Raw genomic sequence first — 26,091 nt, 5'->3', positions numbered from 1 at the left:
CCTTCATTTTATCATAGTTTAACAAAATAAGGTTTACAAAAAAAGAATTCTTCTGTAAAATAGAACCAATCATCCTACCTTTAGAAATGGAGTGAATAGTATGGTAGAAAAAATTGAACGCAAATCGCTTGCAGAGCAAGTTTATGATCAAATAAAAGCAGAAATTACTAACGGTACTTGGAAAATCGGTGAACGCATTCCGAAAGAAGCGGATTTAATGGCTGAATTTGGCATTAGTCGTAATACGCTACGTGAAGCCATTCGTGCCCTATCTCATATCGGTTTACTGGAAACCAAACAAGGTGACGGGACTTTTGTTCGTAACAATAGTGAACTAAATGCTATCATGCAGAGGCGTGTCCGCGAATCCACGGTTCAAGAAATCCTGGAAATTCGGCATGCGCTTGACAGAGAAGCAGTTATTCTGGCCTGTGATCGACGCACGGAAGAAGATGTAAAAACACTAGAAAAATATAGACACCAATGCCAACTAGCGACGGAAAAAAATGATGTTGGTGCTTTTGTGAAAGCTGATTCTGCCCTTCATTTAACAATTGTAAAGGCAGCTCATAACGATTTGTTGTTAGATATGTATGTCAATATTTTAGAAGAAATACAGTTTTCCATCACGAGTACAACCGAAATGAGCCCAGAAGCTAATCAGCATAATGGGCACGCTGCGCTTGTCAAAGCGATTGAAAAACGAAATAAAGAACAAGCAGCTCATGAAGTAACAGAGTATATTACTCTTTTCAAACGAATTGATGCTAAGAATGGAGAAAAGAAATGAATTCAGATTTAACCAATAAAAAAATCCTTACACGCTCGAGTAAGGTAATGCTTGTTTTAGGAATTATTTTAATTGCGGCAAACTTACGGACACCAATTACCTCTGTAGGTCCGTTACTTGGAATGATTCAATCAGATTTACATTTAACCAATACGATGGCTGGATTACTTACAACAATTCCGCTACTTGCATTTGCAGGACTATCCCCGTTCGTTTCTAAGCTAAGTCGAGCACTTGGTATAGAGGTATTAATTTTTGTAGCACTATTGACACTTGTACTTGGTAGCTTACTTCGACCTTTTGGTGGCGAACTCAATTTATTTGCTGGAACGTTTATGATTGGTCTTGCTATTGCTGTCGGAAATGTTATTTTGCCAAGTTTGATAAAAAAAGAATTTCCATTTAAATTGGGTCTAATGACTGGAGTTTATTCCATTTCGATGAATTTGTGTGCAGCGATTGCAGCTGGCTTAACGGTTCCAATTGCTATGAACAATCGCTTTAGCTGGCATGGAAGTATGGTTTTCTGGGCAATTCTTGGAATCGTTGCTTTAGTCATTTGGCTTCCACAGTTAAAATATAATCAACGCTCGACGGAAAAAATTGCAACTCACTTGGTTACAACTTCGGTTTGGAAGTCTCCGCTTGCGTGGAAAATTTCTTTATTTATGGGTTCGCAGTCAGCAATTTTTTATATTTCGATTGCCTGGTTACCAAATATTTTGGCGGACCAAGGATTATCTAGTACTTCTAGTGGCTTAATGCTCTCCTTAATGCAGTTTGCGGTTATGCCGATTACGTTTATTATTCCTATTGTTGCCGGACGAATGAAAAATCAGCAATTACTAGTTGGAATTTCTATTTTATTCTTTTTAATTGGGATTTTTGGCATTATGTTTGCTTCTGGTAGCGTGCTTATTTTATCGATTGCTATCATTGTATACGGAATTGGTTCGGGGATGTCATTTAGTTTGTCGATGATGTTCTTTAATTTGCGAACAACAAGCGCTACCGAATCAGCGGATCTCTCTGGAATGGCGCAATCTATCGGTTACTTGTTTGCCGCTTCAGGTCCGATATTATTTGGTACCCTGCATGATGCGCTTGGTAGCTGGCAACCAACCTTATATGTTTTAGTCGGTATTACCATGCTTATGTTATACTGCGGCCTAGATGCTGGACGCAATAAATTTCTCTTTCCACAGAAAAAGTGATTTTTGCGCATAAAAAAACTAGTGCGGAAAAAGGGAGTAAACCGCACTAGCTAAAAGGGAGTTTGGGATTTTCATTCTAAAAAGGGAAAGAAATGAAAATGTTTTGCTTGTTGTTAGCTTATACATATAATAACTTTTCTAAAAAAGAATGTGCTGAAAGAAAGATGATAATTTCATGAGAGTTTAAAAAAGTTTTTCTCAGTTTCTCCCTCTTAATCTTTCTAGCTTTTCTGCAATTCTATTTTTCATTTCTTCCGTTTCTTGGGGATGTTTCATTATTTCATTAGTTTCTGAAATAGTGACGACATCTCCTTCTTTTATGGATGAATCGAGCTTTTCTTTGTCAATTTGCCATTCTGTTTGGTCTGGTTCTAATAAAAAAACTGCTTTGCCATCTTCTATCCGATCTAAAATTGCTTTTTTCACCCTAATCACCTACTTTGTTACGGCAATGCCTTGTTCTTTGATTTGGCGCACAATGCCATCGCCAATGCCGTTAATTTTTTTCAAGTCATCTATGGACTGATATGGTCGCTCGGCAATGATTTTTTCTGCAAGCGCTGGCCCAATTAGTGGTAATAATTGTAAATCTTCACTAGAAGCTGTATTTAAATTAATGCTGTCTGGTAATTCTTCTGATGTTGCATCTTCTGTTTTTTGTGTGCTATTTTCTTTATTATAGCTGCTACCTGCTTTTGGTGTACCTGATTTTTCGGTTTGCACATGGATTTTTTTACCGTCTGTTTCAATGATTACCGTTCCATTCACATCTGTTCCATATGTTTTTATATCACGCTCTTTTAACCACTCCAGCACTTCCACATGAGGATGTCCGTAACTATTGGCCATTTCAGCAGAGTAAACAGCCACTTGGGGTTTTACTTTATCTAGGAAAAATGGCTGGTTGGATGTGGACGATCCGTGGTGCCCTAAATCTAAAATATCCGCTTCTAAATCGGCACCGCTGTCTACCATTTCTCTTTCTCGACCTTTTTCTGCGTCACCTGTAAAAATAGCGGAAATATCTTTATAGGTGATTTTTACAGCGATAGAATCATTATTAGCGTCATTTTCCAATTTATCAGGGCTTAAAACCTCTAGATTAAATGGACCAAAAGTCGCTTTTTCGCCGCGTCTCGGTTCTTTGTATTTGGCATCTGAAGCTAATGCTGCGTCAATTACTTTCTCGTAAATACTACTAGAAAAAGTTAAGCCATCCATCCAAATTTCTTTCGGTTTGTATGTAGCGATTACTTTATCAGCATTACCGATATGGTCTGCGTGCGGGTGTGTCAGTAGCAGCAAATCTATTTTCTTTATATTCGCTTCTTTTAAATAGGTTAAAATACGGTCATCATCTTGGCGACCTGTATCAATCAAAATAGTTGTACCATCTTCTGCTTGGATAAGTGTGCTATCCCCTTGGCCAACATCAAAAAATGTAAAACTTGCACCATTCAATGTTTTTTCGGTAATGTTCGATTTACTCGTTGATGGTTCGGAAAAACTACAACCGCTTAAAAATATCGCGATTAAACTTATACAGATTACTAATTTCTTTGTCATCTTTCTCCTCCTGCTCTCTTAGTAGAATAGCAAAGGAAGGCGAAACAGTAAAGTTTTTAAAACAAAAACCGCCTGAAATCAATTTGATTACACGCGGTCATTTATGTTGGATTCATTTCACTTTTTCTTTAAAGGAAAAAAGTACTTCTTCCGTTTTTGGTTCATAGTCAATTTTCCAGTCGTGGTCTTTGAAATACCAATAGTCATGGTCTTCAATGAAGAAAATTAAGTCTTCTTTCTTCTCAGCGACTGCTGCTTCTTGCGGTTTTTCGGTAGTTAAACCGATAGAGAAACCAGGATGCAAGGAACTGTTAGAACCACCGTATTTCGCAAAAAGTCGAATTCCATTACCATTAGCTACATCAAACTCATCATGAAACCATTTATTTGCTTGGTCCGTTACCTCGATATTCATACTTTTCACTCCTCGTTTCCAATTTTTTCGTAATGATTGTTATTCAAGAATAGCAGATTTCTTGGTGAATTTCACTTTTTCTGCTTTTTGTTATGAAGATAATATACCTCTTTCAAAGAAACTTTAAACCACATTGTGTTAAGACAATGTAAAAATAAGGAAATTGTACTATAACAGACTGGGGCAAAAAAACTGTGTGAGACGATTAATCCCACACAGTTTTTATAACTCTTTATTCTAATGGCGCTTTTCCTAAGAATGCTTTGAACATCCAGATATGTTTGTCAATGCTTGCTTTGAAAGCAATTAACATATCGTTTGTTACGTTGTCGCCTTCTTTGTCAGTAAGCTCAATACCTTGTTGATATTCGTCTCTAAGTAATTCTAATGTTCCAACTAAGTCTTCCATTAATTGATCCATTGTTTTTGGTTTCGTATAAGGAGCTTCTTCAACGCTCGCATTTTCTAAAAACTCTTTTAAAGTCGAGAATGGGCTTCCGCCGATTGCTAGTAAGCGTTCTGCTACTTCGTCCATTTGTTCGCCGAATTCGCTATATAAATCATCCATTTTTTCATGTAAAGTGAAGAAGTTGTGGCCTCTCATATACCAATGAATTTGATGAATTTTTACTGTGAATACGTTTAGGTTCGCTACTTGGTGATTCAAAAATTCCTTTGTGTCTACTGAGTTGATTGTTTTCATAATTATCTTCCTCCTATTTTATAATGATTATCACTTAATAATAAGTATAATCTATTTCCACATCAATGTCCAGTGTGGAAACCATCACAAAGTATTTACCACTGATATAAATTCTTAAACATCTATTATTGTTTTCTCATTATTTATCTCTTCTTTTATGATAGAATAAAAAGGACTTTTGTACAACTAGGAGGACCAAGCTATGGAAAATTATTCTCACCGCTTTCAGGTGAACTTGGCTGGTATGATTGACATTCTCTCAAACCACCTTTATGACGAAAAAGATGTTTATATTCGCGAATTACTGCAAAATGCAACCGATGCCATTCGCGCCAGGAAAAAAATCGATTCAACTTTAGAAGGTAAAATCCATGCATCTCTAACTGGAGATAATAATGAAAAAACATTAATTGTAGAAGACAACGGAATTGGTTTAACGGAAGATGAGGTTCACGCTTTTCTAGCTACTATTGCTAATTCATCAAAAGGCGAAAAAAACTTTGATGGAGAAAGTTCCAATGACTTTATTGGTCGTTTTGGGATTGGTTTACTTTCTTGTTTTATTGTTAGTGATGAAATTGTAATGATTTCTACTTCCAAAAAAGATGGTGGCACAACAGAATGGCGCGGAAAAGCGGACGGAACTTATTCGGTTCGGAAAATAGAAACGGAAACTCGCGAACCAGGTACACAAGTGTATTTGCGCTTACGAGCTGATTTAGACGAGCACCCTGAATGCGAGGACGTAGAAGAATTAATCAATACACTCAAAAAATATGGTTCCTCTTTGGAAAGTAATATAATAGTAGAAATTAATGGTTTAGAAGAAGAAATTAATAGTTGGACCAAACAGTTTTCCAATAAAGAAACCTTGTCTAAACTATCAAAAGATCAAATTATTCAGTACGGCGAATATATCCTTGGAACGCGTTTCCAAGATTATTTCTTAATTGAAAATGAGTCAGGAAGAACGTTTGGGATTGCTTATATGATTCCTCATGCTGTTCAAATGAATGCTATCCGGAAGAACACGGTATTTTTAAATAATATGTATGTCACAAGTGAAGCAAATAATATTTTGCCTGATTGGTCGTTTTTTGCTAAATGCGTGATTTGGACGGATGAGCTTCAACCTGTTGCTTCTCGTGAGGCGTTTTATAAAAATGAGCGATTAACTAGTGTTGCCGACGAGCTTGGCGTTGCTTTGAAAAAAGGAATTGAAACTCTTCCAGAAGAAGCATTGATGAAATTATTAGCTACACATTATCTTGGTTTTAAAGCACTTGCGAGTGAAGATGCACCATTTTTAAAATTAATCTATCCTTATCTTCCAGTTCGGACTTTGAATGGCGAGGAAAAATTAGGTGATATTATCGCTAAAAATGATGTCATCTATTACACCTACTCGGTCGATGACTTTAGACAAATTAAGGATATTGCTAGATCAAGCGGTATGACGCTTATTAACGGCGGCTATTCCTATGATTCGCCAATCTTAGCGCAATTAAGTTACTTTGTTGAGGGGACAGAATTTGTTTTAATCGAACCGGAAGAAATGACTAATAAATTACGGCCTATGACAGTGAGCGAAGAACAGGCTTACCAACCTATTTTGACAGAAATGAATAGTATGATGGCTGAATTTGATACAGATGTATTAATTAAACATTTTGAACCGAAAGATTTACCGATTATTTTCATCCACTCTACAGCAACACAAGAATTACGCGAACTAGAACGTGCTGTCGAAGAAACAAATTCTGTTTTTAGTGATATTTTAGAGAGCATCCAAAAAGAACAAGAACCTGCACCGCTTGCTCACTTGTATTTAAATTTGGATAACGAGCTGATTAAAAGACTTTTCACTTCTGGAAAAACAGTGAAAGAATTGTCCGTAATTGTGAATGTACTTTATATCCAAGCCTTACTATTAGGGCATTATCCGCTTAAACGGAAAGAAATGGTATTAATGAATCAAAATATGTTACGAATCTTAGAGATGCTATAGGAGGAAGAAAAATGGATTATTTGAATGATTTAGAATCAGTTTGGGGAATGGATGACACGCCTGAAAAAATAAAAGTATTAGAACGAATTATTGCTGGTGCAGATTTGTATAACAATATAGATGATGGCATTGAAGCACGTGATCTGTTGATTGACACATGCTTAACAGCTGGGTTTCCGAAAAAGCAATTACAGGCTTTTAGCTGGTTAATCAAAAAATGGGAAGACAAAGATAGTGATGCTTACATTGACACGGAAGATCTTTTTTGGAAATATAAATGGATTAGTGAACATGTCCCGACTTTTGATGAAGTATCGAAAGCGCAAATTGACGGACTTTTGAATGATATGAAGGTGAAATTCGAACAAGAAAATTATTCGCTAAGACCTTATTATAAAGTGTGCACGCTTGCAGCCATGCGTATGGGCGATGTTGAAAAAGCCAAAGAGCTATTTAAAAAATGGAGTGATACGAAAGCAGACTTTTTAAATGACTGTCCTGCTTGCGAAAGAAATGATCAAGTACATTATTATTGCTTCATTAAAGACTATGAAACAGCTAAGAAAACAGCAAAACCGATTATTGAAGGAAAACAACGCTGTGCGGAAGTTCCTCATTTAACGTATGGAAATATGGCGCTTGCATATTTAGCGCTTGGAGATGAAAAAATGGCGCAAGAATGCTTTGATAAAGGTTATCCCCTTGTGGAGAAACAAATCTCCTTACTACCACCACTTGGGCAATTACTTAAATATTTAGTCCTTACCAAGCAAACGGAAAAAGCGCGAGAAGTGATTGATACCAACTTAGAAACTGTTCTTAAAGCTGAGGGTGGTTTAGACCGACTTATTTTCTTACAAGCAGCCTACCCTCTTTTCGACCGAGAAAAAGAAGCTGATTTGGTAGAAATGACGGAAGCTTTAACGGCGAAGTTTGATGCGCGGAATGGAAATAGTTATTATCAAGATCTTTTGAAGTAAAATTTTGGAACATAGTTAGGAATTATTTCTAGCTATGTTCTTTTGTTTGCGCTATTTTGCTTTTTTTAGGATAATACAGGGAGGAGTTGAAGAGGATGACGATTTGGGTTAAAAACGAAAAGAATGGCGCAACTGAACAAGTAATTCGTGAAAAAGAAATAGCGTTAGGCGTCACTTTACCATTTGAATACAAACAGCTTTTATCAGAGCAAAATGGTGGATTGATTCGCAAAAATCATTTTAAGACGACGGAACCGACTTCTTATGGCCTAGATTTTGGTGAAATCTATTATCTGGCTAGTTTGGATGAAATTTTAACGGATATTCCGGAACAAAAGGATGTTGATCTCGCAGGGAAGCAAGTTTATTTCCACCGGGATGAATCGCGCTATATTGGTTTTTCTTATATAGATAATACGTCCGAACCCAGTATTATTTATGTTGATTTTGAAACGTTACAAACACTTATTGTTGCTGAAACGTTTGCTACATTTATAGAGGAATTGTACTTTAGTCCCTTTCCTACCGATTTCGCGGAACAATTTCCCATAAAAAAATTAAATCAAATTCTCGCTTCCAGCAATGTGCAAAAAACAAAACAATTACTGGAACTATTAGAAGATTATCCAGATAAAAAGTGGTATTTAGCGACATTTTTAGGATTACTTGAAAAACAAGAAATCCCGTATAATTTAGTTGTCTATCGTTTGTTTGAAAATCAATTGCTTTATTTCCGGAGAAAACTCGCGCCTGAACTTGTGGAGCAAATTTTCGTCCGACTGGAAGCATGTGATGGGATAAATAAAGCGGCTCTGGCCGAATTATATAAGGAATGGAAATAAGGAGGAATTCAATTGTTAAAAGTAGTTTTTGTCTGTTTAGGGAATATTTGTCGTTCACCAATGGCTGAGGGGTTATTTCGGAAAGAAGTTGCAGAAGCTGGGTTAACGAATGAAATAAAAATTGATTCTGCTGCAACTGGTACTTGGAATTTAGGGAAACCGCCACACCGCGGGACGCAAGCTGTGTTGAAAAAGCATGGTGTTGATTATCAAGAGATGCGAGCTCGAAAAATTTCTGATGTTGATTTTAACGAAGCTGATTTTATTATAGGGATGGATCAGCAAAATTTAGCAGATTTAAATGCACTTAATAATAATCCAGATGTCATCGTTCGCTCGCTTATGTCCTTTGTGCCTGGTCAAGAGGATAAAGATATTCCAGACCCATATTATACAGGGGATTTTGATGAAACCGAACGCATGGTAACTGAGGGAGTAAAGGCCCTTTTAGCTTATATCACAAAAAAATAGTCTGTTTTTAGCCCTAATATGTTTAAAGACTGACCTCACGGGAATATATAAGAGTACAATCAAAAGTGCAGAAAGAGGTTTTTATACATGTTAGGAATTATTTGGGGAATCATCGTAGTTTTATTAGCAGTGTGGTTACTTGGAATTATTTTCCATATTGCGGGTGGATTAATTAATATCTTGTTAGTAATCGTTTTAATACTCGTTATTTGGAACTTAATTCAAATGGCTAGAAATAAACGGAAATAACCGAAAAAGAACGGTACGGCGCATTATCTTAATGCGCCGTACCGTTCTTTTATTTTTGATTTAAATGTTGTTTTTCTAAAAATGCTTTTAAGTCTAGACGGCTTGTTCTTCCAAGCCCACGCGCAATTTGTTCGGACCAACCTTCTACTCGTTTTCCTGCTGTTCTTTCGTCGTAGTAATTTTTTATTTGTTCATCATATTCAGTTAGAATAGTTGGGTTCATTTTTTGGTAGGTGTTTTCGTGGTATACCAAATCTTGAGGCAATCTCGGTTTCGCTTTTTCTTTGTTAGCAACCGGATAACCAATTGTCAAGCCGAATAATGGCATCGTATATGGTGGTAAATCAAGTATTTCCGCGATTTGTTCGACATCGTTACGAATCCCGCCAATAAAGCAAATGCCAAGTCCTAATGATTCTGCGGCAACGGCCATATTTTGTGCAGCAAGTGCGGCATCAATCACAGAAACAAGCCATTTTTCTGACGTTTCCAGTGCAGTTGTATCCACTTGATGTTCTTCTAAGATGGCGTGATGACGAGCTAAATCAGCAACGAAAATAAATAGTTGACCGGTTTGTACTGTATATGGTTGATTTCCTGCAATGGCTGAGATTTGTTCACGAACGCCTTTATCTGTTATTCCGATGATGGAGTATGCTTGAACAAAACTGGATGTAGATGCGGCTTGTGCACTCTTGATAAGTAAGGTCAACGCTTCTTCCGTTAAGTCCTTATCTTCAAATTTTCGCACTGAGTAATGTCCTAGAATAGCATCTATCGCCTGATTCATCCTAACTCCCCCTTAGTCTTGAAAAATTTTTCGATCGTAATTCGGTTCTTGTAAAAGTGCGCCAAAATTCTGCTGACGTAACGCTTCATAAGCTAAAATTGCCGCTGTGTTCGATAAATTCAACGAACGAATATGATCTGTCATTGGAATACGCAAACAATTTTCTTCATTCTTTTGTAAAAGCGCATCTGGCAATCCGGTCGTTTCTTTTCCAAAAACGAAGAAATAATCTTTGTTTGGGTCACTATAATCGATATCACTATAAACATGACGACCAAATTTGGTAATGTAGTAAAATTCTCCGCCTTCATTTTTCTCGAAGAATTCATCTAGAGAATCGTAATAGGAAAGTTTTACGTTATCCCAGTAATCAAGTCCAGCACGTTTTAACATTTTATCATCTGTCGAAAAACCAAGTGGACGGATTAAATGTAAGTAAGTATCCGTCCCGGCACATGTTCTGGAGATATTTCCGGTATTCGCTGGGATTTCTGGTTGATATAGTACGATATGGTTTGGCATTGCTTTTCACCTGGTTTCTATTAATTTGTTATGGCTGTTAATTCTTGTAATACTTGTTCATCTTGTTCGGTTTGAAGTGCTTGCTCGACAGCTTTTTCGGCATCGCTTCCACCGATTTTTCTTAGCGCCCAGCCAGCCGTTCCTCGAATGACTGGTCTTGGATCGTTTTGTAAACAGTCAATTAAGTCTGGTACAGCTGTTTTATCTTTATACCGCGCTAGAATAATGATGGCATTTCGCTGAATGGGCTTCTTCCCACGCCACGAACCCGCCATATCGCCAAATTGTTCTTTAAAAGCGCGATTGGAAATGTGTAATAGTGGTTTTAATTCTGGTCGAACAAGCTCTGGATCCGGCTCCATCTCATCATGAAAGTGGAAATCATGCCCACGATTATACGGACAAACTACCTGACAAGTATCACAACCATACAAACGATTATGCAACACTTCGCGATATTTTTCATCTAGAAAGTCTTTTGTTTGTGTCAAATAACTTAAACATATTTTCGGATTCATCTTCCCTTCACCCAGTAAGGAACCTGTCGGGCAGGCTTTCACACATTGATTGCAACTACCACACAAGTCGCTAGCCGGCGTATCTGGTTCGAATGGTATATTAGTTATCATTTCGCCTAAATAGACCCACGAGCCGTATTCTGGCGTTATGAGCAGCGTGTTTTTCCCGCGCCAGCCAATGCCCGCTCGTTCTGCTACAGCTACATCTGATAATTCCCCAGTATCCACCATTGATTTCATTCGTACATCTGGCAAACGTTCACTTAAAAAAGTTTCGAGTAGCGCTAATTTTTCTCGTAAAACGGTATGATAATCAATTCCCCAAGAAGCTCTGGCAAATACACCTCGTCTAGCTCCTTTTTTACTTATAGGTGCTTCTTTTAATTTAGACGGATAAGCAAGTGCAATGGCGATAATCGACTGCGGTTCCTTGAAAATAAGCTCTGGATAAACCCGTTCATCAATTACCGGATGTTCAAATCCTGTAAAAAGGTCCAGCGCTTCCGCTTCTAGTAATCGTTCTTTTAAAAATAAAAAAGGGTCTGCTGTTGTGAAACCAATTTTTTGAATACCTATTTCATGCGCATAAGCAATGAGTTCTTCTTTCAATGCGGCGTAATCTGATGTCGACTTCACTATCATCATCCCCTCTCTCCTTATTTTCAGGCAATAAAATAAACGCAATGCTTCGCTTAAAAAGGTCGAAACACTGCGTTGATAACAGGATTTATAAAAAAATATAAAGCGGGTGATGGGAATCGAACCCACGACAACAGCTTGGAAGGCTGTAGTTTTACCACTAAACTACACCCGCATAGTAAGTAGTTCTTAGTGTTTTAACAACTTTTATATAATACCATTCTATGTTAGTTTTGACAAGGCTTTTTCTGGAATTTCTTTGTAAAAAATAAATACCTCGTTTATTTCTAAATTTATTCACGTTTTTTTCATATTTGAACTCTAAAATAAAAGGTATTATCTTATGGAAAGAAGTGAAGAATATGAAGAAACGGATACAACATTTAGATTTTTATTTTGTTGGAATTATTGTTATTGCCATCTTTTTTAATTTTTATGGTATTTGGAATGATGATACGGTAAATCCTTATTATACAGCTGCTGTGACAAGTATGGTGCAAAATATTCATAATTTTTTCTACGGAGCTTTTGATCCTGCTGGTTTTATTACGGTAGATAAGCCACCTGTTGCACTTTGGTTGCAAGCGATCAGTGCCCTTATTTTCGGCATACATGGTTGGAGTGTTATCTTACCACAAGCGTTGGCTGGTGTTGGTTCGGTGATTTTGCTTTATGTGCTCGTCAAACCTAGATTTGGCGCATGGGCTGCAAGAATTACTGCTTTGATTATGGCGCTGACTCCTATTGCGGTAGCCGTGACGCGTACTAATAATATGGATGCTATTCTTGTATTTGTGTTATTACTAGCAACCTTTTTCCTTTTTAAAGCTGTTCATCGTGCAAAAATCGGCTGGCTTTTACTTTCTTTTGCGTTGATTGGTGTCGGTTTTAATGTAAAAATGCTCCAAGCTTTCATGGTCGTGCCCGCATTTTTGCTCTTCTATTTTATTGCTACAAAACTAAGTTGGAGAAAAAAGCTAGTTCAATTAGTAATCGCACTTGTCTTAATGCTAGGTGTCTCTGTTTCTTGGGCAGTCGTAGTTGATCAAACAGCTGCTTCAGAGCGACCTTATATCGGTAGTAGTCAAACCAATTCGGTGCTTGAGTTGGCATTTGGCTATAATGGTATGGAACGGCTTCTTGGTCAAGAAACTGGAACAGGTAGTAATGGTAATGTGGAAATGGGGACTCCTCCTAGCACTAACTCAACAGATTCAAGTAACGCAACCCCACCGACTCCTCCAAGTGGAAGTATGCAGGACGGTGCTAACGGCGGAACTCCTCCTCAAGGAAATAATGGCGCTCCTCCAACTGGAGCTCCCAGTAATGCGGCAAACGGCGGCGGGAATGGATCAAAAATGACTGGTAGCACAGGCATGTTTGGAACAGGGAACGCTGGACCACTTCGTCTATTCCAAACCGCACTTGGTGATCAAATTAGTTGGTTCTTACCACTTGCTATTATCGGTATGCTAGCCATTTTCCTGGTGTATCGAAATGAAAATAAACGAATTTACCAATTGACCTCCAGACAAAAGGAAATAGTTTTCTGGGCAGCTTGGCTTATCCCTGTCGCCGGATTCTTTAGTATCGCTGGCTTTTTCCATCATTATTATTTGATTATGCTAGCTCCGCCAATTGCTTTACTTAGTGGCGTAGGTCTAGTGGCGCTCTTTCGGTTATACCAAGACAAAGAGAATTGGCAAAGGTTCCTGCTACCTGCTGCAGTTACGCTAACTGGAGGTCTACAAGCATTCTTTGTTGCTGCTTACTTGCCTGTTTTAGCGGTAGTTATTGGTATTGCTGCACTAATTACGTCTATTATCTTAATTGTACTTAGACCACAACCTTCCAAACTCACCGCGAAAATAACAGCGCTCGCTTTAGCGATTTTGCTCATTGCTCCAACATATTGGTCTTTAACACCTATTTTATATGGTGGGAATAGTTCCTTACCCGAAGCTGGACCACAATTAAAACAATCTAGTGGTGGTGGATTCGCCGATGCATCTGTTGATAGTGATTTAATTAGCTATTTACAGAAAAACAATACCGGAGAAACCTACTTATTTGGGACAACAGATGCAACAACAGCAGGTCCTTATATTATTAAAACGAAAGAAGCTGTTATGGCACTTGGTGGTTTCAATGGAACAGATCCAACTCTAACTGTAAAACAATTAAAACAAATGATTCAAGCCGGTGAAATAAAATATTTCTATCTCCCATCAAATAGTAAAGCTTCTGACTCAGATGTGGTAAAATGGATTCAAGAAAACGGTACAGAAATTGATAGTTCGAAGTGGAGTAGCTCCGGTTCTACGGATGATGACACCACTTCTAGCGCTTCTTTTAATATGCAAGGTGGCGCTCAAGGAATGAATGGCACTGGTACAGGAACACTATATCAATTAAAATAAAGAAGAAATGTTAAAATCCTGGTTAAAATACTAGGATTTTAACTATATTCAAGCTGTTTTATTAGCGCTTTATCATTTTGATGTGAGAAAATAAGTATGTTGTTAAAGACTACTGGAGGCTTGCTTATGACATTTTGGCAGGATATGATGAATTTCTTTTCTTATGATAATTTAATGTACTGGCTAAGTGAGTATCGGAATTTAGGTCCACTTTTAGCTTTTCTCTTACCTTTTATTGAAGCGTTTTTACCATTTTTACCATTTATAGTTTTCGTTGTAGTGAACGTAAATGCATACGGACTACTTGGTGGTTTTTTAATTTCGGTGACAGCAGCAATTGCGGGTAGTTTATGCGTATTTTTGTTAGCACGGAAATTTGGTCAAACTCGTTTTTTACGTTTTATTTCGGGTCACAAACAAATTAAACGAGTAATGGAATGGATTGATAGACATGGTTTTAGTCCGATTTTCATTTTACTTGTAATGCCATTTACCCCATCTTCGGCGGTAAATATTGTTGCAGGTCTCTCTAAAATAAAAGTATATCAATTTATATTAGCGCTTGTAGGTGGCAAACTAATCAAAGTCTTCGCCATTAGCTATATTGGCTATGACTTTGTCGACTTGATTCACCAGCCGCTCAAACTGGCTATATTAGCTGTTTCTGTCGTTATTTTATGGTTTGTTGGAAAACGGCTGGAACATTGGATGTCAGGAAAAAATCTCAAATAAAAAAATGGAAAGCACGCGGGATGCGTACTTTCCATTTTTTTAATAAAGTAAATCTAAAAATTCATCTTTCGTAATGTTACCAAAGTATTCTTTTACGTCTATATCTGCTAAAGCCTCGTCCAATGCTTCGCGCTTATAAGTTGTATTGACTAATTTCTCCTCAATATCCGCCACATTTTTTACGCCGAAGAAGTCTCCGAAAATCTTGATATCTGTAATAATCCCTTTTTGTACATTTAAGCGAACATCGACTGCTCCTACTGGAAAACGTTTTGTTCGTGTTAAATCGAATTTTGGAGATTTTCCGTAGTTCCAGTCCCAATTACCATAACGTTTAGCAGAGATTTCGTGGATTTTTTCCCAATCTGCAGCAGTTAATTTATATTCTTTTACGTCTTCTACTTTTTCAACATTGAAAATATAAAGTAATAGCAAATCGCGAAACTCTTCCGTTGTCATTTCTTGATCCATGAAATCAGAAATATTCGCTACACGACTACGAACAGACTTAATTCCTTTTGATTCGATTTTATCTTTACGTGGTTTTAGCGATGCAGCAACATTATCTAGGTTCAAATCATACATTAATGTCCCGTGTGAGAACATTTTCCCTTTCGTTGCAAATTGTGCATTTCCAGAAACTTTAAAACCATCAATCAATAAGTCGTTACGCCCTTTTAGTTCCGCATTGACGCCTAAACGTTTCAGCGCTTCCACGATTGGTTGCGTGAATTTCGCAAAATTATGGAAAGACTCGCCATCATCTTCCGTGATAAAACTGAAATTTAAGTTTCCTTCATCATGATAAACAGCGCCGCCGCCAGAAAGTCTGCGCACGACGATGACATCATTTTTCTCCACATACTCTGTATCAATTTCTTCTACTGTATTTTGGTTGCGTCCAATGATAATCGATGGCTTATTAATATAAAATAACAGCACAGGCTCATCTAGATTTAATTCAGTTAAAATAAATTCCTCCACCGCTAAATTAATACGAGGATCTTTCTCATTATTATTATCTATAAAGTACATACTCCTACCCCTTTTCTTCTATATTAAAATGTTTTCGTGAATCCTTTTGAAGCGAGTGCAATTTCTCCTTTGTAAATAGCCGCTGCTTCTTGTTTTAGAACTTCTAAATCGCCAACTTCGGGTAAATGACTGAGGAGTAATGATTTCACATTGGCTTCTTTGGCAATTTTTGCAACTTCCGTGCTAGCCATATGCACTTTTGTTTTTCCGGCTAGGTCATGGAAAAAATTGGTGTCTGTTACTAATAAATCTGCCCCCTCTGAAAAAGGGATAAAACTATCTTGATAAGCGCTATCTGCGGTGTATACGAAAACTTTGTCACCTGCTTCTATTCTCATAGCATAGCAAGGTACCGGATGGATCGTCTTTAAGAAAGTTACTTTAAACGGTCCGATTTCAAGTCTATCATCTGGTTTATATTCGATTGCTTTTGTTACATTTGCCATTTCTAAATAAGAATAACCGCGTTCATCTTCTTTATGTCCATATATCGGCAATACTGGCGGTTTTTCCTTTTTTTGTGATAATAGGCGAATGTGCTGCAAAATCCCTACATCTGCTACATGGTCTGGATGGTAATGAGAAATTATTGCCGCATCAATATCATCAGGATCAATATAGTTTTGCATAATAGAAACAGCACTTGCGCCAACATCAATTAATAGCTTAAATCCAGCTTCTTCCAGCAAATAACTAGATGTGCCTTCATTTGCTAATGGATAGCCACCCCAATGTCCAAAAACGGTTAGTTTCATCACTGCACTTCCTTTCTCAAAATAAACCTCCTTTATATGATACAACATTTATAATAAAAGGAGAAATTATCCAGAAAAAAAGACAGCTTAGAAAATCCGCTGTCTTTTCTCATTATTTACTAGGGAAATATTTATTCTCTAGTTCTTTTGTTAGCTTTTCCGTTTTTTCTAGTTCACCAACCGCGACAAACCGTTTTGTTGTTTCAGTTGGTTTATCACATGTAATAAGTGTAATTCTAGCGTCTTTCGTATCGTCAATCACACTTACTTCTGTTTCATCAATCGTTTTTGTTTCCGTAACAGTGTATTCGTATAAATTCTCAAGATCTGTTAGATAAATCTTGTCGCCTTTTTTGACTTTCATTATAGGACCAAACAACATAGATTCATCACGCATATGGTGACCTGCCAGCGGATAGTTACCTTTACCCATGACTTGATCAGAACGCATGGTTGTTGCACCCGCCAGTAAATTAGCTGTATTTGTTCCTTTGAAAACTAAGAGGTTAACGTCTACAGATGGAACTGCGATAGAACCAACGACTGCATCTTTGTCGTAATTTGCTGCTCCTTTAATAACAGATGTCATAGAGGGTAGCTGAACACTTTCAAAATCAAATGTAGCGTCTTTTTCATTATTTTTCTTTATATCTGATGCTTTATATTGCTCGATTGTTTCATGACCACTCATGTATTTCACAATGCCGTTTTTGATGAATGGGGAAAAAATTAATAGTAGCCCAATGATTAAAATAATTATTGCAATTGTTTTCTTTAACATATAATTCCTCCTTGTAACTATTTCATTATATAGTAGCTCTTCTTATGAAGCAAAGAAAATCAGTGTCTGGATAAAACTATTTTCTCTACCTGTGACAAAATTGTAAAGTCACTTCCAAATATCGGTAAGAATCCGACTTTTTCGTTGAGCTGAAATATATGGGCTGCCTTTAACAGTAAATCTGAGTGGAAAATGAGTTGCAATTCCTTTGTTTGGCACCCCTATTCGATTAGTTGCTTCTATTAAATGCGGCAATTTTGCCTCTTCTAACCAAATGTTACTATCAAAAAGAGTTTTCCCGTAATCTTGCATACTTAATCCTAAAGCTTGCGTTAATTTTCCGGGGCCATTGGTAAGTTCGTAACCAGTTTTTCCGTGACGATTTTGTACCATTTGTTGTTTAGCTTGTTCGTCAGGTTCGATGGCTCGTATTAGAATGGCTTCTGGGATTCCTTTTGGCATGGTTATAAAATTAAGCAACACTTGGCGATGCATTTGGTACATGTAGATTCTTCCCGGCGATGAAAACATGACTTCTGTTCGTTTCGTTCGGAGGTTTTGAAAACTATGTGCAGCCATATCTGTTGCCCCGAGGTACGCTTCTGTTTCCACTATTAGCCCAGATAGAATTTCCTCATCCGTTTGATGTACTAGACGCATACCCAAGATATCTCTCGCTAATTCGATTGTTGTCTTATCTTCAAAAAATTCTTTCGTAATAATCGCTTCCATTTCATACCTCAATGTTTTCTTTTTATTCTAGCAGAATTCTATTCCAAATGGTTCTTTTTTGACTAGTTATATCAGCCTATTTCCCCTAAAATCCTACTTCAGACGTATAGGTTATAACTTGCCTTTTATTAATCTTGTGTTAGAATTATGTTAAAGTGGGTGCTGTATGAAAATGTTTCTTGTTACATAATACAGCTTCTTTTTTTCATTTCAAAATAACAATTAAAACGAGTAAATAGTGTGTAGGAGAGGTGTTTCATGAAGGATTGGAAAATAAAAATCCAAACGTTTTTAAGCAAGAATTATGGATTTTTTGTTCTAGCCGTCATTCTTTATTGGCTAAAAACGTATATTGCATATCAACTTGAATTTAAACTTGGCATAGAAAATCTGATGCAGCAAATTTTGCTGTTCATTAATCCATTAAGTGGGGCCATTTTCTTTATGGGTCTTGCGCTCTTTGCTAAGGGACGTCGTTCATTCATTTGGATTATCGTCATTGACTTTTTAATGAGTTTTATTCTTTACGCAAATATTGTATATTATCGATTCTTTAGTGATTTCATTACACTTCCGAATCTAAACGCAAAACAAATGCAAAACATGGGCGACATGGGAAGTAGTATCACAGCGTTACTCAGCTGGCACGATATTATTTACTTCGCGGATATTATCATTTTAATTGCACTACTTGCTTTCCGCTTTGTAAAACCAAACAAAACAGCCCGTATTCGTGCAAGAAAAGTAGTTGGGGTTCTGACGCTTGGTATCGCAATGTTCTTTGGAAACTTGGGACTTGCAGAAATTGATCGTCCACAACTTCTAACAAGAACGTTTGATAGAAATTATATTGTTAAATATCTTGGTATGACTAACTATCAAATCTATGACGCAGTGAAAAGTACCGAATCATCCACACAGCGTGCACTTGCTGATAGTAGTGATGTTACAGAAGTCTTAAACTATACCAAATCCAAATATGCCGCGCCAAATCCGGAATATTTTGGTAAAGCAAAAGGCAAAAACGTCATTTATATCCATTTAGAGAGTTTCCAACAATTCCTAGTAAATTACAAATTAAATGGAGAAGAAGTAACGCCGTTTATTAACTCTTTCTTTAAAGACCAAAATACACTAAGCTTTACAAACTTCTTCCACCAAACAGGTCAAGGTAAAACAGCTGACTCCGAAATGTTACTTGAGAACTCGCTTTACGGCTTGCCTCAAGGTTCTGCCTTTACAACTAAAGGGCAAAACACTTATGAATCTGCATCTGCTATTTTAGGCCAACAAGGCTATACAAGTGCTGTATTCCACGGTAACTATAAGAGCTTCTGGAATCGTGATGAAATTTATAAACAATTTGGTTACGATAATTTCTTTGATGCTAGTTACTACGATATGAACGAAGCAGATGTTTCTAACTACGGACTTAAAGATAAACCATTCTTTAAGGAATCCGAAGAATATCTATCGTCATTACAACAACCGTTCTACACGAAATTTATTACGCTTACGAACCACTTCCCTTATCCAATTGATGAGAAAGATGCTTCGATTGCTCCGGCAACAACAGGCGATTCATCTGTAGATACGTATTTCCAAACAGCTCGTTATTTAGACGAATCTGTGAAGAGCTTTGTTGATTACTTGAAGAAATCTGGTCTTTACGATAACTCTGTCATTATCATGTACGGTGACCATTATGGTATTTCCGACAACCATGAAGAAGCAATGACAAAAATTCTTGGTAAAGATTACAACACTTTTGAAAATGCCCAAGCGCAACGTGTTCCTTTAATGATTCACGTTCCTGGTGTTCAAGGTGGCGTTCAAGAACAATATGGTGGCCAAGTTGACTTACTTCCGACATTACTTCACTTACTTGGTGTTGATAATAAAGAGTACTTGCAATTTGGTACAGATTTACTTTCTAAAGACCATAAACAACTTGTTCCATTCCGAAATGGCGATTATATAACTCCAACCTATTCAATGATTGGTGGTAACATGTATAATCAACAAACTGGGGAACCAATTGCTACGGAAACAAAAGAAATGAAAGAAACAAAAGAAAAAGTAGCAAAAGAATTAGAGCTTTCAGATTCTGTACTACAAGGTGACTTGTTACGTTTCTATGCTCCTGATGGTTTCAAAAAAGTGGATCCAAGTAAATACAATTACAATAAGAAAAAATCAACTGATTCATCCGATAAATGAGAAAAAGAGTCCAGAATATCTGGACTCTTTTTTACTTACCTAAACCTCTCATAATATACGCCACCGTATCATCAATTTCTTTGGCATCATCCCACTCCACGTCGGGCATCACGACAAATCTTGTTAGCATAAATCCGACAATATTCGTGATAAGAGCACGCATAATCGTGCTGTTCGGCATATCAACAATTTCCCCGCGCTCTTTATAATAATCAATCATTTGATCAAATTGCCCTTTGACATGTGTCATAAAAATTTCTGAAAACTGTATTCTTAACTCATCGTGATAAAACAGTTCCATAAAGTAAATTTTGATGACCTTACCATTCTCTTTGGCAAAATCAAAGCGATTAACGATGATTTCCCGAATGAATGACTGAAAATCTGGATACTCACTTTCAAACACTTCTTTGACAAAGCTTTGTGCTAAAAATGGTATCACACCACCGATAAGCGTTGGCATGGTAATCGCCATTAGTAAATCTTTTTTCGTTTTATAGTGTCTAAAAATGGTGCCTTCTGCGACCCCAGCTTTTTTAGCAATTTCATTCGTTGAAGTTCCGGCATAGCCTTTTTCTGCAAACAGTTCGATGGAAGCAGCGACAATTCGGCGCTGCTTTTCACTCATCTTTGTTTCTTTTTCCGTTAAATCAAGCATTTGACGGATAATGTCTCCTTCTGCATCCACGTCTTATCTCCTCCTGTTTCATTTAAACTTTGCGGTATTTTTTCAAAGCAAAAATATTTAATATAACAAATACGAGCACAAATCCTAGTAAAATATAGAAATCAGTTGCAAACGAAGCGAATCCTTCTCCTTTTACCATAATGGATGTTAGTGCATTTGCGCCGTAGTAAAGCGGCATAATATGGGCAATCCACACGAGCCAATCTGCCATGCCATCGAGCGGGAAAATCCCACAAAATAAGACTTGTGGCACGATAACGATAGGAATAAATTGAACGATTTGAAATTCATTATTTGCGAAAGTAGAAAGTAAAATTCCTAGCGCTAGAGAAACCATGCCGAGTGTTAATGTAATAAGTAACACATAGAATAAGGAGCCGTTTTGCATCATGCCAAGTACTTGGATGGAGAAAACTGCGACTAAGATAGACTGTAGTAACGCAAAAATACCAAAACCTATTAAATACCCTAATTCAAGTTCGATACGTTTAATTGGGGTTGCCATAAGTCTTTCAAGCGTGCCTGTTGTTCGTTCTCTCAAGAAAGAAATACCGGCAATCAGAAATACGAAAAAGAATACGAAAAAGCCAATGAAAATCGGGCTAATTGTGTCGAAAAAGGTAGTACCTTTATCTCCGTATACGTAGTTTGTTGAGATGCTGAGCTTTTCTGGGCTTTGTGTAAGTGAAGGAATGGTGTTTGGATCAATACCAGCTTTAGCAAGTGACTCACCGGTTGCTTTCGCTTGCTTTTTCACTTGTGCCTGTTGCTCCGTCATCATTGCTTTTTGTAGTTTTAATCCGATTTCCTTACTCAAGCTTGGTTCACTATTTTCATAGGTGACTTCGAGTTTTTCACCGTTTTGTTTAAAAAAAGCGTCGAGGTTGGCATCTTTAATTTTAGCGGTTACATCGGTATTTTCCGAGTAAGTTTTGATGGTTAAATCATTTGCTTTCAGTTCTTTTACCATGGAGTCAGAAAGCCCGCTTACACCAACAACTGGCTTCACTGTGTCACCTTCGAATAAATAAGTGAGCAGTGTGATAAGTAAAAGTGGCGCAAGAAACATTAGGGCAAGCGTCCGTTTATCACGGCGAAATTGGTTAATGATGCGTTTGACAATGGCAAATATTCGCATTAGTGCTTCCCTCCAAACTCTAAAAAGGCATCTTCTAGCTTACCAGATGACGTTTTACTTGAGAGCTCTTGTGGGGTCCCTACAGCGATTATTTGTCCATTTCTGATCATGGCAAGTCTATCACATTTTTCGGCTTCATCCATCACGTGTGTCGTCACAAGGATACATTTACCGTTCGCTTTTAGATCGCCTAGCTCTGCCCAAATCGTTTTTCTTAGTTCTGGATCAATACCGACTGTTGGCTCATCTAAAATTAGGACATCTGGGTCAGCAAGGACAGAAATGGCCAGAGACAGCCTGCGTTTCATCCCTCCTGAATAATTGTTCACCTTTTTAGTTAAATCTTGTTGTAAATTAACTAAAGTGGCTGCATAATTCATTCGGTCTTTTTTGGCTGCACCTTTGATGGAATATAGTGAAGCGAAAAAATCCAAGTTTTCTTTGGCTGTTAAATCCGTATAAAGTGCGTCTGATTGGGCCATGTAACCAATTTTGCTAATGACTGGTAAATTTGGCATTGCTTTTCCTAAAACCTCAGTTGTGCCATTCGTTGCCTTTTCCATTCCGATGATGGTTTTCACGAGTGTTGTTTTTCCTGCACCGGATGGCCCTATTAAGCCAAATATCTCGCCCTTTTCTATTTCGAGAGTCATATTGGTTAAGATTTGTTTCTTTCCAATTTTCACATCTAAATTAGAAACTTTAATCGCTATTTCTGACATTGCTTTCCCTCCCTTTTTCAAATGAGTGATTACTCACTTTCTATTGTACTCGGATTTTCTCCAATGTAAAGAAAAAACCGAATGCATCAAGAAGTTTCCTTCTATCTGCATTCGGTTATTTGCGTAAATAAATGTCTGAAATGAGATGATCTGTGCCTTTTTGAAGCACTAAGTCGGCTCGATATTTTGTTTTCTCAATGTTTTCTTTTAAGTTGACGCCGTTGATTGTATCCCAAACCCCGAGTGCAAATGTTTCTGCTTCTTGTTTGCTAATTTTAGTATATGGGTGGAAATAAGAACTTTCATCTTGGAAAGCTGTTTCGCGAAGCATGAAGAAACGTTCTAAATACCATTTCTTAATATCCGCTTCATTGGCATCCATGTAAACGGAGAAATCAAAGAAGTCACTTGGAAACAGGCTCTCATGTTGATCTGCTTGAAGAACATTGATTCCTTCAATGATGACGATATCTGGATTATGGATCACACGGGTTTCGTCTAAAACATCATAAGTGAAATGCGAATAAAGTGGAATTTCGACATCTTCTTTATTTGCTTTTAAGTCGGTTAAAAACTTGGCAAAACGGTCGCGGTCGTAGCTTTCAGGGAAGCCTTTTTTGTCCATGATACCGCGCTCTTCTAAAACTTTGTTAGGATAAAGAAAGCCGTCTGTCGTCACAAGCTCTACTTGTCTGGTTTTGGAGAACCAGCGATCAAGCATTAATTTGAAAACACGCGCTGTCGTACTTTTCCCAACAGCCACACTTCCTGCTAATGCAATAATAAATGGTGCACGCGATTCTTTTTTCTTTAAGTATTCCATTTTTTCGCCATGAATAAAAATCGCTTCATGGTATTGAATCGCAATTAGTTTTATTAGTGGTAAATAGATTTCAGAGATGTCTTGTAAAGAAATTCGGTCATTTAAACCACGTATTTCTTCCAGTTCCTCTGCAGTTAAAATTTGGTCCTTACTCACTTCCAGCTTGCGCCATTCTTCTCGTGGGAAATGAAAGTAGTGGTTGTAATCATTCATTCAATGTTCCATCCTTTTATTCATTCGTGAAAACGTAAACAGCTTTATTTAAGGATAACGCAAGCTGCATAAATCCGCAAGTAGCGATTTAATATTTACGATAAACATAAACTGATTTTGGTTTTGCTACTTCTTTATAGCTTTCTACTTGTACAGACGGGATGTTCATTTTGAACGGAGAATAATATTCTTGGGTGATGGTTCCTTTTACTGTAAGCCATGTATCGTTTTTCAAATCGGTTTTTTCGGGCATTTGAACAAGCATTCCAAACACACCAGAATCGGCAACACAGTGAATTATTCCAAAACGGAACAAAAACAAGTTATTATCTTGAGTGACTTCATCATTATAAACAAAACCGGTAAATTCGATTTGTTTCCCAGTAAACTCCCCTGGATAATTATAAAGAATTTCCATCGTCATTAAGTAATTACTATCATTGACTTTGATTGGATTTTGATCGATGATTTCCGCTTTTTCTTTCGCCATCATTTTTTCATAATCGGTTTCCCCAAAATAGCCACTCGTATCTGGTCTTAAAAATTGATTTTGAGCGTATGGGTCGTCGCCAGCTGCATTGTTTTTCGGGAAATGAAATCCTTTTGCCGAAACAATGGTCGAATCAAGCGTTGCGACGGGGAAAAGAAAACCTGCAATCAAGGCGTAAGAAAGTAAACCATACACCATAATTTTTTTCAAAATAGTATTTTCGCCATCATGGGTGTGTCCCATATGCTCTGTTTTTGCGCCAATATCTTCATCGCGAAACACCATAATGAGCTGAATAATCGCAAGTAGAAATGCGGCTATCATCGCAGAAAAAGATAAATAAGCGTACTTCATATTTATATATTTACTGATATCACCAGAAATATGTAACTGCATCAAATAAAAACCAAATCCAAATAAAATAAAAACGCGAAACATACTTTCACCTTCTTTCGGTTAAATAACTAAGGCGTATAAAAAGACAACAATCGTTACACTAGTAACAATTAATAAGACAAATTTTGCTTTAAATGCTCCTAACATCATCATTAGATTTTTAATATCAAGCATTGGGCCGAACACTAAAAATGCAACGATGGATTGTGTGGAGAAAACACTACGGAAAGAAGCGCCAATAAAGGCATCAGCTTCAGAGCAAAGGGACAATACAAAGGCAAGAACCATCATAAGTAAGATGGATAAAATCGGACCATGACCTATGGAAACAAGTGTGGATGTTTTAATGTATGTTTGCATCGCTGCGGCAATTAAAGCCCCAAACACAAGGTATTTACCTACAGAGAAGAATTCATCGACTGCGTGTTGTACGGTATGCCATATTTTTTGACTCAATGTCATTTTTGTATGCGCGTGCTCCTCACCGTGATGGTGGTGCGCGTGTCCTTTATGAGCGTCTTCTGTAAGTGCTCCGTCGCTTGTTAGGACTTGGAAATTAGTTGTCGTACTTTCAGAAGGACCACCAGCAAGCGCTAGATTTGTTGCTGGAACGGCCACTTTTTCACTAGCTGCTTCATATTTTAAAAAGCGCTCTTTGAGTCCAGTTCCTTTATAAAAATAAGCGATAATATTTCCGACAACGAGAGCTACTACAAGACTTCCCGCAACACGTAGCAACGGAACTTCCCACGTACTACCAAATGCAACATACGTTGAAAATAATACTACTGGGTTGATAATAGGAGCGGTAAGCATGAAGGCAATACCAGCATGAAGCGGTACCCCTTTTGCCAGTAAATTACGAACGATAGGAACAATGCCACATTCACAGGAAGGGAAAAACACACCAATAAACGAGCCAACAATGACTGCTAGAAATTTATTTTTGGGAATAACACGGGCAATAAATTGTTCTGATATAAACATTTGAATAAAGCCAGCAATAAATACTCCAATTAATACAAACGGCAGTGCCTCAATCAAAATAGAAATAAAAATGGTATTCATTTGGAGGAATGAATCCGGAAGATGACTAAACATGGGATTCCTTCTTTCTTTACTCTTTTTAATAACTATTTGATTCTAAGCCTATCTTTTGCAGAAATCAAGTAAAATATAAATGACTATATTTTTTATTTAGCTTGAATAAAAAGACAACAATTTAACTAAATTGTTGTC

The 26,091-nt window shown here is 37.3% G+C and carries 27 protein-coding genes and 1 tRNA gene; 10 read left to right on the top strand and 18 right to left on the bottom strand.

Annotation, left to right across the window (positions count from 1 at the left end; genetic code table 11):
• The first annotated feature begins 100 nt into the window (after nucleotides 1–100).
• Together LMOATCC19117_RS04925 and LMOATCC19117_RS04920 are read left to right on the top strand one after the other, a co-directional pair.
• The gene (locus tag LMOATCC19117_RS04925; RefSeq protein WP_003726342.1) at nucleotides 101–790 is read left to right on the top strand and encodes a FadR/GntR family transcriptional regulator; all 690 of its coding nucleotides are present in this window, start codon (nucleotides 101–103) and stop codon (nucleotides 788–790) included.
• Nucleotides 787–2,004: a CynX/NimT family MFS transporter gene (locus LMOATCC19117_RS04920; protein ID WP_003726341.1), complete on the top strand. Its 1,218-nt coding sequence runs from the start codon at nucleotides 787–789 to the stop codon at nucleotides 2,002–2,004. The genes LMOATCC19117_RS04925 and LMOATCC19117_RS04920 overlap by 4 nt, the downstream gene beginning before the upstream one ends.
• A 198-nt stretch (nucleotides 2,005–2,202) precedes the next feature.
• Here LMOATCC19117_RS04920 and LMOATCC19117_RS04915 read toward each other — a convergent pair whose 3' ends face one another.
• The 4 genes from LMOATCC19117_RS04915 to fri all read right to left on the bottom strand — a co-directional run bounded on the left by LMOATCC19117_RS04915 (nucleotide 2,203) and on the right by fri (nucleotide 4,688).
• Nucleotides 2,203–2,430, bottom strand: coding sequence for a DUF3006 domain-containing protein (locus tag LMOATCC19117_RS04915; protein WP_003722767.1), 228 nt, complete (start codon nucleotides 2,428–2,430; stop codon nucleotides 2,203–2,205).
• 9 nt (nucleotides 2,431–2,439) lie between these two features.
• The gene (locus LMOATCC19117_RS04910; protein ID WP_003734306.1) at nucleotides 2,440–3,570 is read right to left on the bottom strand and encodes an MBL fold metallo-hydrolase; all 1,131 of its coding nucleotides are present in this window, start codon (nucleotides 3,568–3,570) and stop codon (nucleotides 2,440–2,442) included.
• A gap of 112 nt (nucleotides 3,571–3,682) precedes the next feature.
• Entirely contained in the window at nucleotides 3,683–3,985 is a 303-nt protein-coding gene (locus tag LMOATCC19117_RS04905; RefSeq protein ID WP_014929047.1) for a HesB/YadR/YfhF family protein, read from the bottom strand.
• Nucleotides 3,986–4,217: 232 nt separating this feature from the next.
• Nucleotides 4,218–4,688: a non-heme iron-binding ferritin Fri gene (gene fri / locus LMOATCC19117_RS04900; RefSeq protein ID WP_003719147.1), complete on the bottom strand. Its 471-nt coding sequence runs from the start codon at nucleotides 4,686–4,688 to the stop codon at nucleotides 4,218–4,220.
• Between the two features lie 202 nt (nucleotides 4,689–4,890).
• On the opposite strand from fri, the gene LMOATCC19117_RS04895 reads away from it, so the two are divergent.
• The 5 genes from LMOATCC19117_RS04895 (at nucleotide 4,891) to LMOATCC19117_RS04875 (ending at nucleotide 9,238) form a co-directional block, all read left to right on the top strand.
• Nucleotides 4,891–6,696 (top strand): HSP90 family protein, encoded by a 1,806-nt coding sequence (locus LMOATCC19117_RS04895; RefSeq protein ID WP_003730915.1) that lies wholly within the window; start codon nucleotides 4,891–4,893, stop codon nucleotides 6,694–6,696.
• Between the two features lie 11 nt (nucleotides 6,697–6,707).
• Entirely contained in the window at nucleotides 6,708–7,676 is a 969-nt protein-coding gene (locus LMOATCC19117_RS04890; protein ID WP_003726336.1) for a hypothetical protein, read from the top strand.
• A gap of 95 nt (nucleotides 7,677–7,771) precedes the next feature.
• Nucleotides 7,772–8,518: an SMI1/KNR4 family protein gene (locus LMOATCC19117_RS04885; RefSeq protein WP_003734305.1), complete on the top strand. Its 747-nt coding sequence runs from the start codon at nucleotides 7,772–7,774 to the stop codon at nucleotides 8,516–8,518.
• A 12-nt stretch (nucleotides 8,519–8,530) separates the two neighbouring features.
• Nucleotides 8,531–8,989: a low molecular weight protein-tyrosine-phosphatase gene (locus LMOATCC19117_RS04880; RefSeq protein WP_003726334.1), complete on the top strand. Its 459-nt coding sequence runs from the start codon at nucleotides 8,531–8,533 to the stop codon at nucleotides 8,987–8,989.
• Between the two features lie 87 nt (nucleotides 8,990–9,076).
• Nucleotides 9,077–9,238: a lmo0937 family membrane protein gene (locus tag LMOATCC19117_RS04875; protein ID WP_003722759.1), complete on the top strand. Its 162-nt coding sequence runs from the start codon at nucleotides 9,077–9,079 to the stop codon at nucleotides 9,236–9,238.
• A gap of 49 nt (nucleotides 9,239–9,287) precedes the next feature.
• Here the strand turns inward: LMOATCC19117_RS04875 and nfsA are convergent, their stop codons facing one another.
• From nfsA to LMOATCC19117_RS04855, 4 genes are all read right to left on the bottom strand, one after another.
• Nucleotides 9,288–10,028 carry an oxygen-insensitive NADPH nitroreductase gene (nfsA, locus tag LMOATCC19117_RS04870; protein WP_003727081.1) on the bottom strand — a complete coding sequence of 247 codons (741 nt, stop codon included), beginning with the start codon at nucleotides 10,026–10,028 and terminating at the stop codon, nucleotides 9,288–9,290.
• A 12-nt stretch (nucleotides 10,029–10,040) separates the two neighbouring features.
• Entirely contained in the window at nucleotides 10,041–10,550 is a 510-nt protein-coding gene (trmL, locus tag LMOATCC19117_RS04865; RefSeq protein ID WP_003724857.1) for a tRNA (uridine(34)/cytosine(34)/5-carboxymethylaminomethyluridine(34)-2'-O)-methyltransferase TrmL, read from the bottom strand.
• A 20-nt stretch (nucleotides 10,551–10,570) separates the two neighbouring features.
• Entirely contained in the window at nucleotides 10,571–11,710 is a 1,140-nt protein-coding gene (gene queG / locus LMOATCC19117_RS04860) for a tRNA epoxyqueuosine(34) reductase QueG (RefSeq protein WP_003724856.1), read from the bottom strand.
• Nucleotides 11,711–11,811: 101 nt separating this feature from the next.
• A tRNA-Gly gene (locus tag LMOATCC19117_RS04855) sits at nucleotides 11,812–11,882 on the bottom strand.
• A 187-nt stretch (nucleotides 11,883–12,069) separates the two neighbouring features.
• On the opposite strand from LMOATCC19117_RS04855, the gene LMOATCC19117_RS04850 reads away from it, so the two are divergent.
• Entirely contained in the window at nucleotides 12,070–14,127 is a 2,058-nt protein-coding gene (locus LMOATCC19117_RS04850; protein ID WP_003724855.1) for an ArnT family glycosyltransferase, read from the top strand.
• A 126-nt stretch (nucleotides 14,128–14,253) separates the two neighbouring features.
• Nucleotides 14,254–14,859, top strand: coding sequence for a TVP38/TMEM64 family protein (locus LMOATCC19117_RS04845; protein ID WP_003724854.1), 606 nt, complete (start codon nucleotides 14,254–14,256; stop codon nucleotides 14,857–14,859).
• 39 nt (nucleotides 14,860–14,898) lie between these two features.
• Here LMOATCC19117_RS04845 and lplA1 read toward each other — a convergent pair whose 3' ends face one another.
• From lplA1 to LMOATCC19117_RS04825, 4 genes are all read right to left on the bottom strand, one after another.
• Entirely contained in the window at nucleotides 14,899–15,894 is a 996-nt protein-coding gene (gene lplA1 / locus LMOATCC19117_RS04840) for a lipoate protein ligase LplA1 (RefSeq protein ID WP_003734303.1), read from the bottom strand.
• Nucleotides 15,895–15,917: 23 nt separating this feature from the next.
• Nucleotides 15,918–16,649 (bottom strand): MBL fold metallo-hydrolase, encoded by a 732-nt coding sequence (locus tag LMOATCC19117_RS04835; protein WP_003724852.1) that lies wholly within the window; start codon nucleotides 16,647–16,649, stop codon nucleotides 15,918–15,920.
• 112 nt (nucleotides 16,650–16,761) lie between these two features.
• Entirely contained in the window at nucleotides 16,762–17,430 is a 669-nt protein-coding gene (locus LMOATCC19117_RS04830; RefSeq protein WP_003724851.1) for a class A sortase, read from the bottom strand.
• A gap of 108 nt (nucleotides 17,431–17,538) precedes the next feature.
• Nucleotides 17,539–18,162, bottom strand: a complete 624-nt coding sequence (locus tag LMOATCC19117_RS04825; protein ID WP_003734302.1) for a DNA-3-methyladenine glycosylase — start codon at nucleotides 18,160–18,162, stop codon at nucleotides 17,539–17,541.
• A gap of 258 nt (nucleotides 18,163–18,420) precedes the next feature.
• Here LMOATCC19117_RS04825 and ltaS point away from each other — a divergent pair, with 258 nt between their 5' ends.
• Entirely contained in the window at nucleotides 18,421–20,382 is a 1,962-nt protein-coding gene (gene ltaS / locus LMOATCC19117_RS04820; RefSeq protein ID WP_003722749.1) for a lipoteichoic acid synthase LtaS, read from the top strand.
• A 31-nt stretch (nucleotides 20,383–20,413) separates the two neighbouring features.
• On the opposite strand, the gene LMOATCC19117_RS04815 is transcribed toward ltaS, so the two are convergent.
• The 6 genes from LMOATCC19117_RS04815 to LMOATCC19117_RS04790 form a co-directional block, all read right to left on the bottom strand.
• Nucleotides 20,414–21,070, bottom strand: coding sequence for a TetR/AcrR family transcriptional regulator (locus tag LMOATCC19117_RS04815; RefSeq protein WP_003734004.1), 657 nt, complete (start codon nucleotides 21,068–21,070; stop codon nucleotides 20,414–20,416).
• A gap of 22 nt (nucleotides 21,071–21,092) precedes the next feature.
• Entirely contained in the window at nucleotides 21,093–22,208 is a 1,116-nt protein-coding gene (locus LMOATCC19117_RS04810) for an ABC transporter permease (protein ID WP_003724849.1), read from the bottom strand.
• Nucleotides 22,208–22,930: an ABC transporter ATP-binding protein gene (locus LMOATCC19117_RS04805; RefSeq protein ID WP_003724848.1), complete on the bottom strand. Its 723-nt coding sequence runs from the start codon at nucleotides 22,928–22,930 to the stop codon at nucleotides 22,208–22,210. The genes LMOATCC19117_RS04810 and LMOATCC19117_RS04805 overlap by 1 nt, the downstream gene beginning before the upstream one ends.
• A 115-nt stretch (nucleotides 22,931–23,045) precedes the next feature.
• Complete coding sequence (coaA, locus tag LMOATCC19117_RS04800; protein WP_003721490.1) at nucleotides 23,046–23,966, bottom strand: type I pantothenate kinase; 921 nt, start codon at nucleotides 23,964–23,966, stop codon at nucleotides 23,046–23,048.
• A gap of 88 nt (nucleotides 23,967–24,054) precedes the next feature.
• On the bottom strand, nucleotides 24,055–24,894 hold the full coding sequence (locus LMOATCC19117_RS04795) for a TIGR03943 family putative permease subunit (protein ID WP_003724847.1): 840 nt from the start codon (nucleotides 24,892–24,894) through the stop codon (nucleotides 24,055–24,057).
• A gap of 18 nt (nucleotides 24,895–24,912) precedes the next feature.
• Nucleotides 24,913–25,953 (bottom strand): permease, encoded by a 1,041-nt coding sequence (locus LMOATCC19117_RS04790; RefSeq protein ID WP_003734301.1) that lies wholly within the window; start codon nucleotides 25,951–25,953, stop codon nucleotides 24,913–24,915.
• Nucleotides 25,954–26,091: the final 138 nt, after the last annotated feature.

This window comes from Listeria monocytogenes ATCC 19117, from assembly GCF_000307025.1.
In the GTDB taxonomy this organism is placed as follows: Bacteria; Bacillota; Bacilli; order Lactobacillales; family Listeriaceae; genus Listeria; species Listeria monocytogenes_B.
The sequence above is the reverse complement of the archived record's forward strand: the minus strand, read 5'-3'. Positions and strand labels throughout refer to the sequence as shown.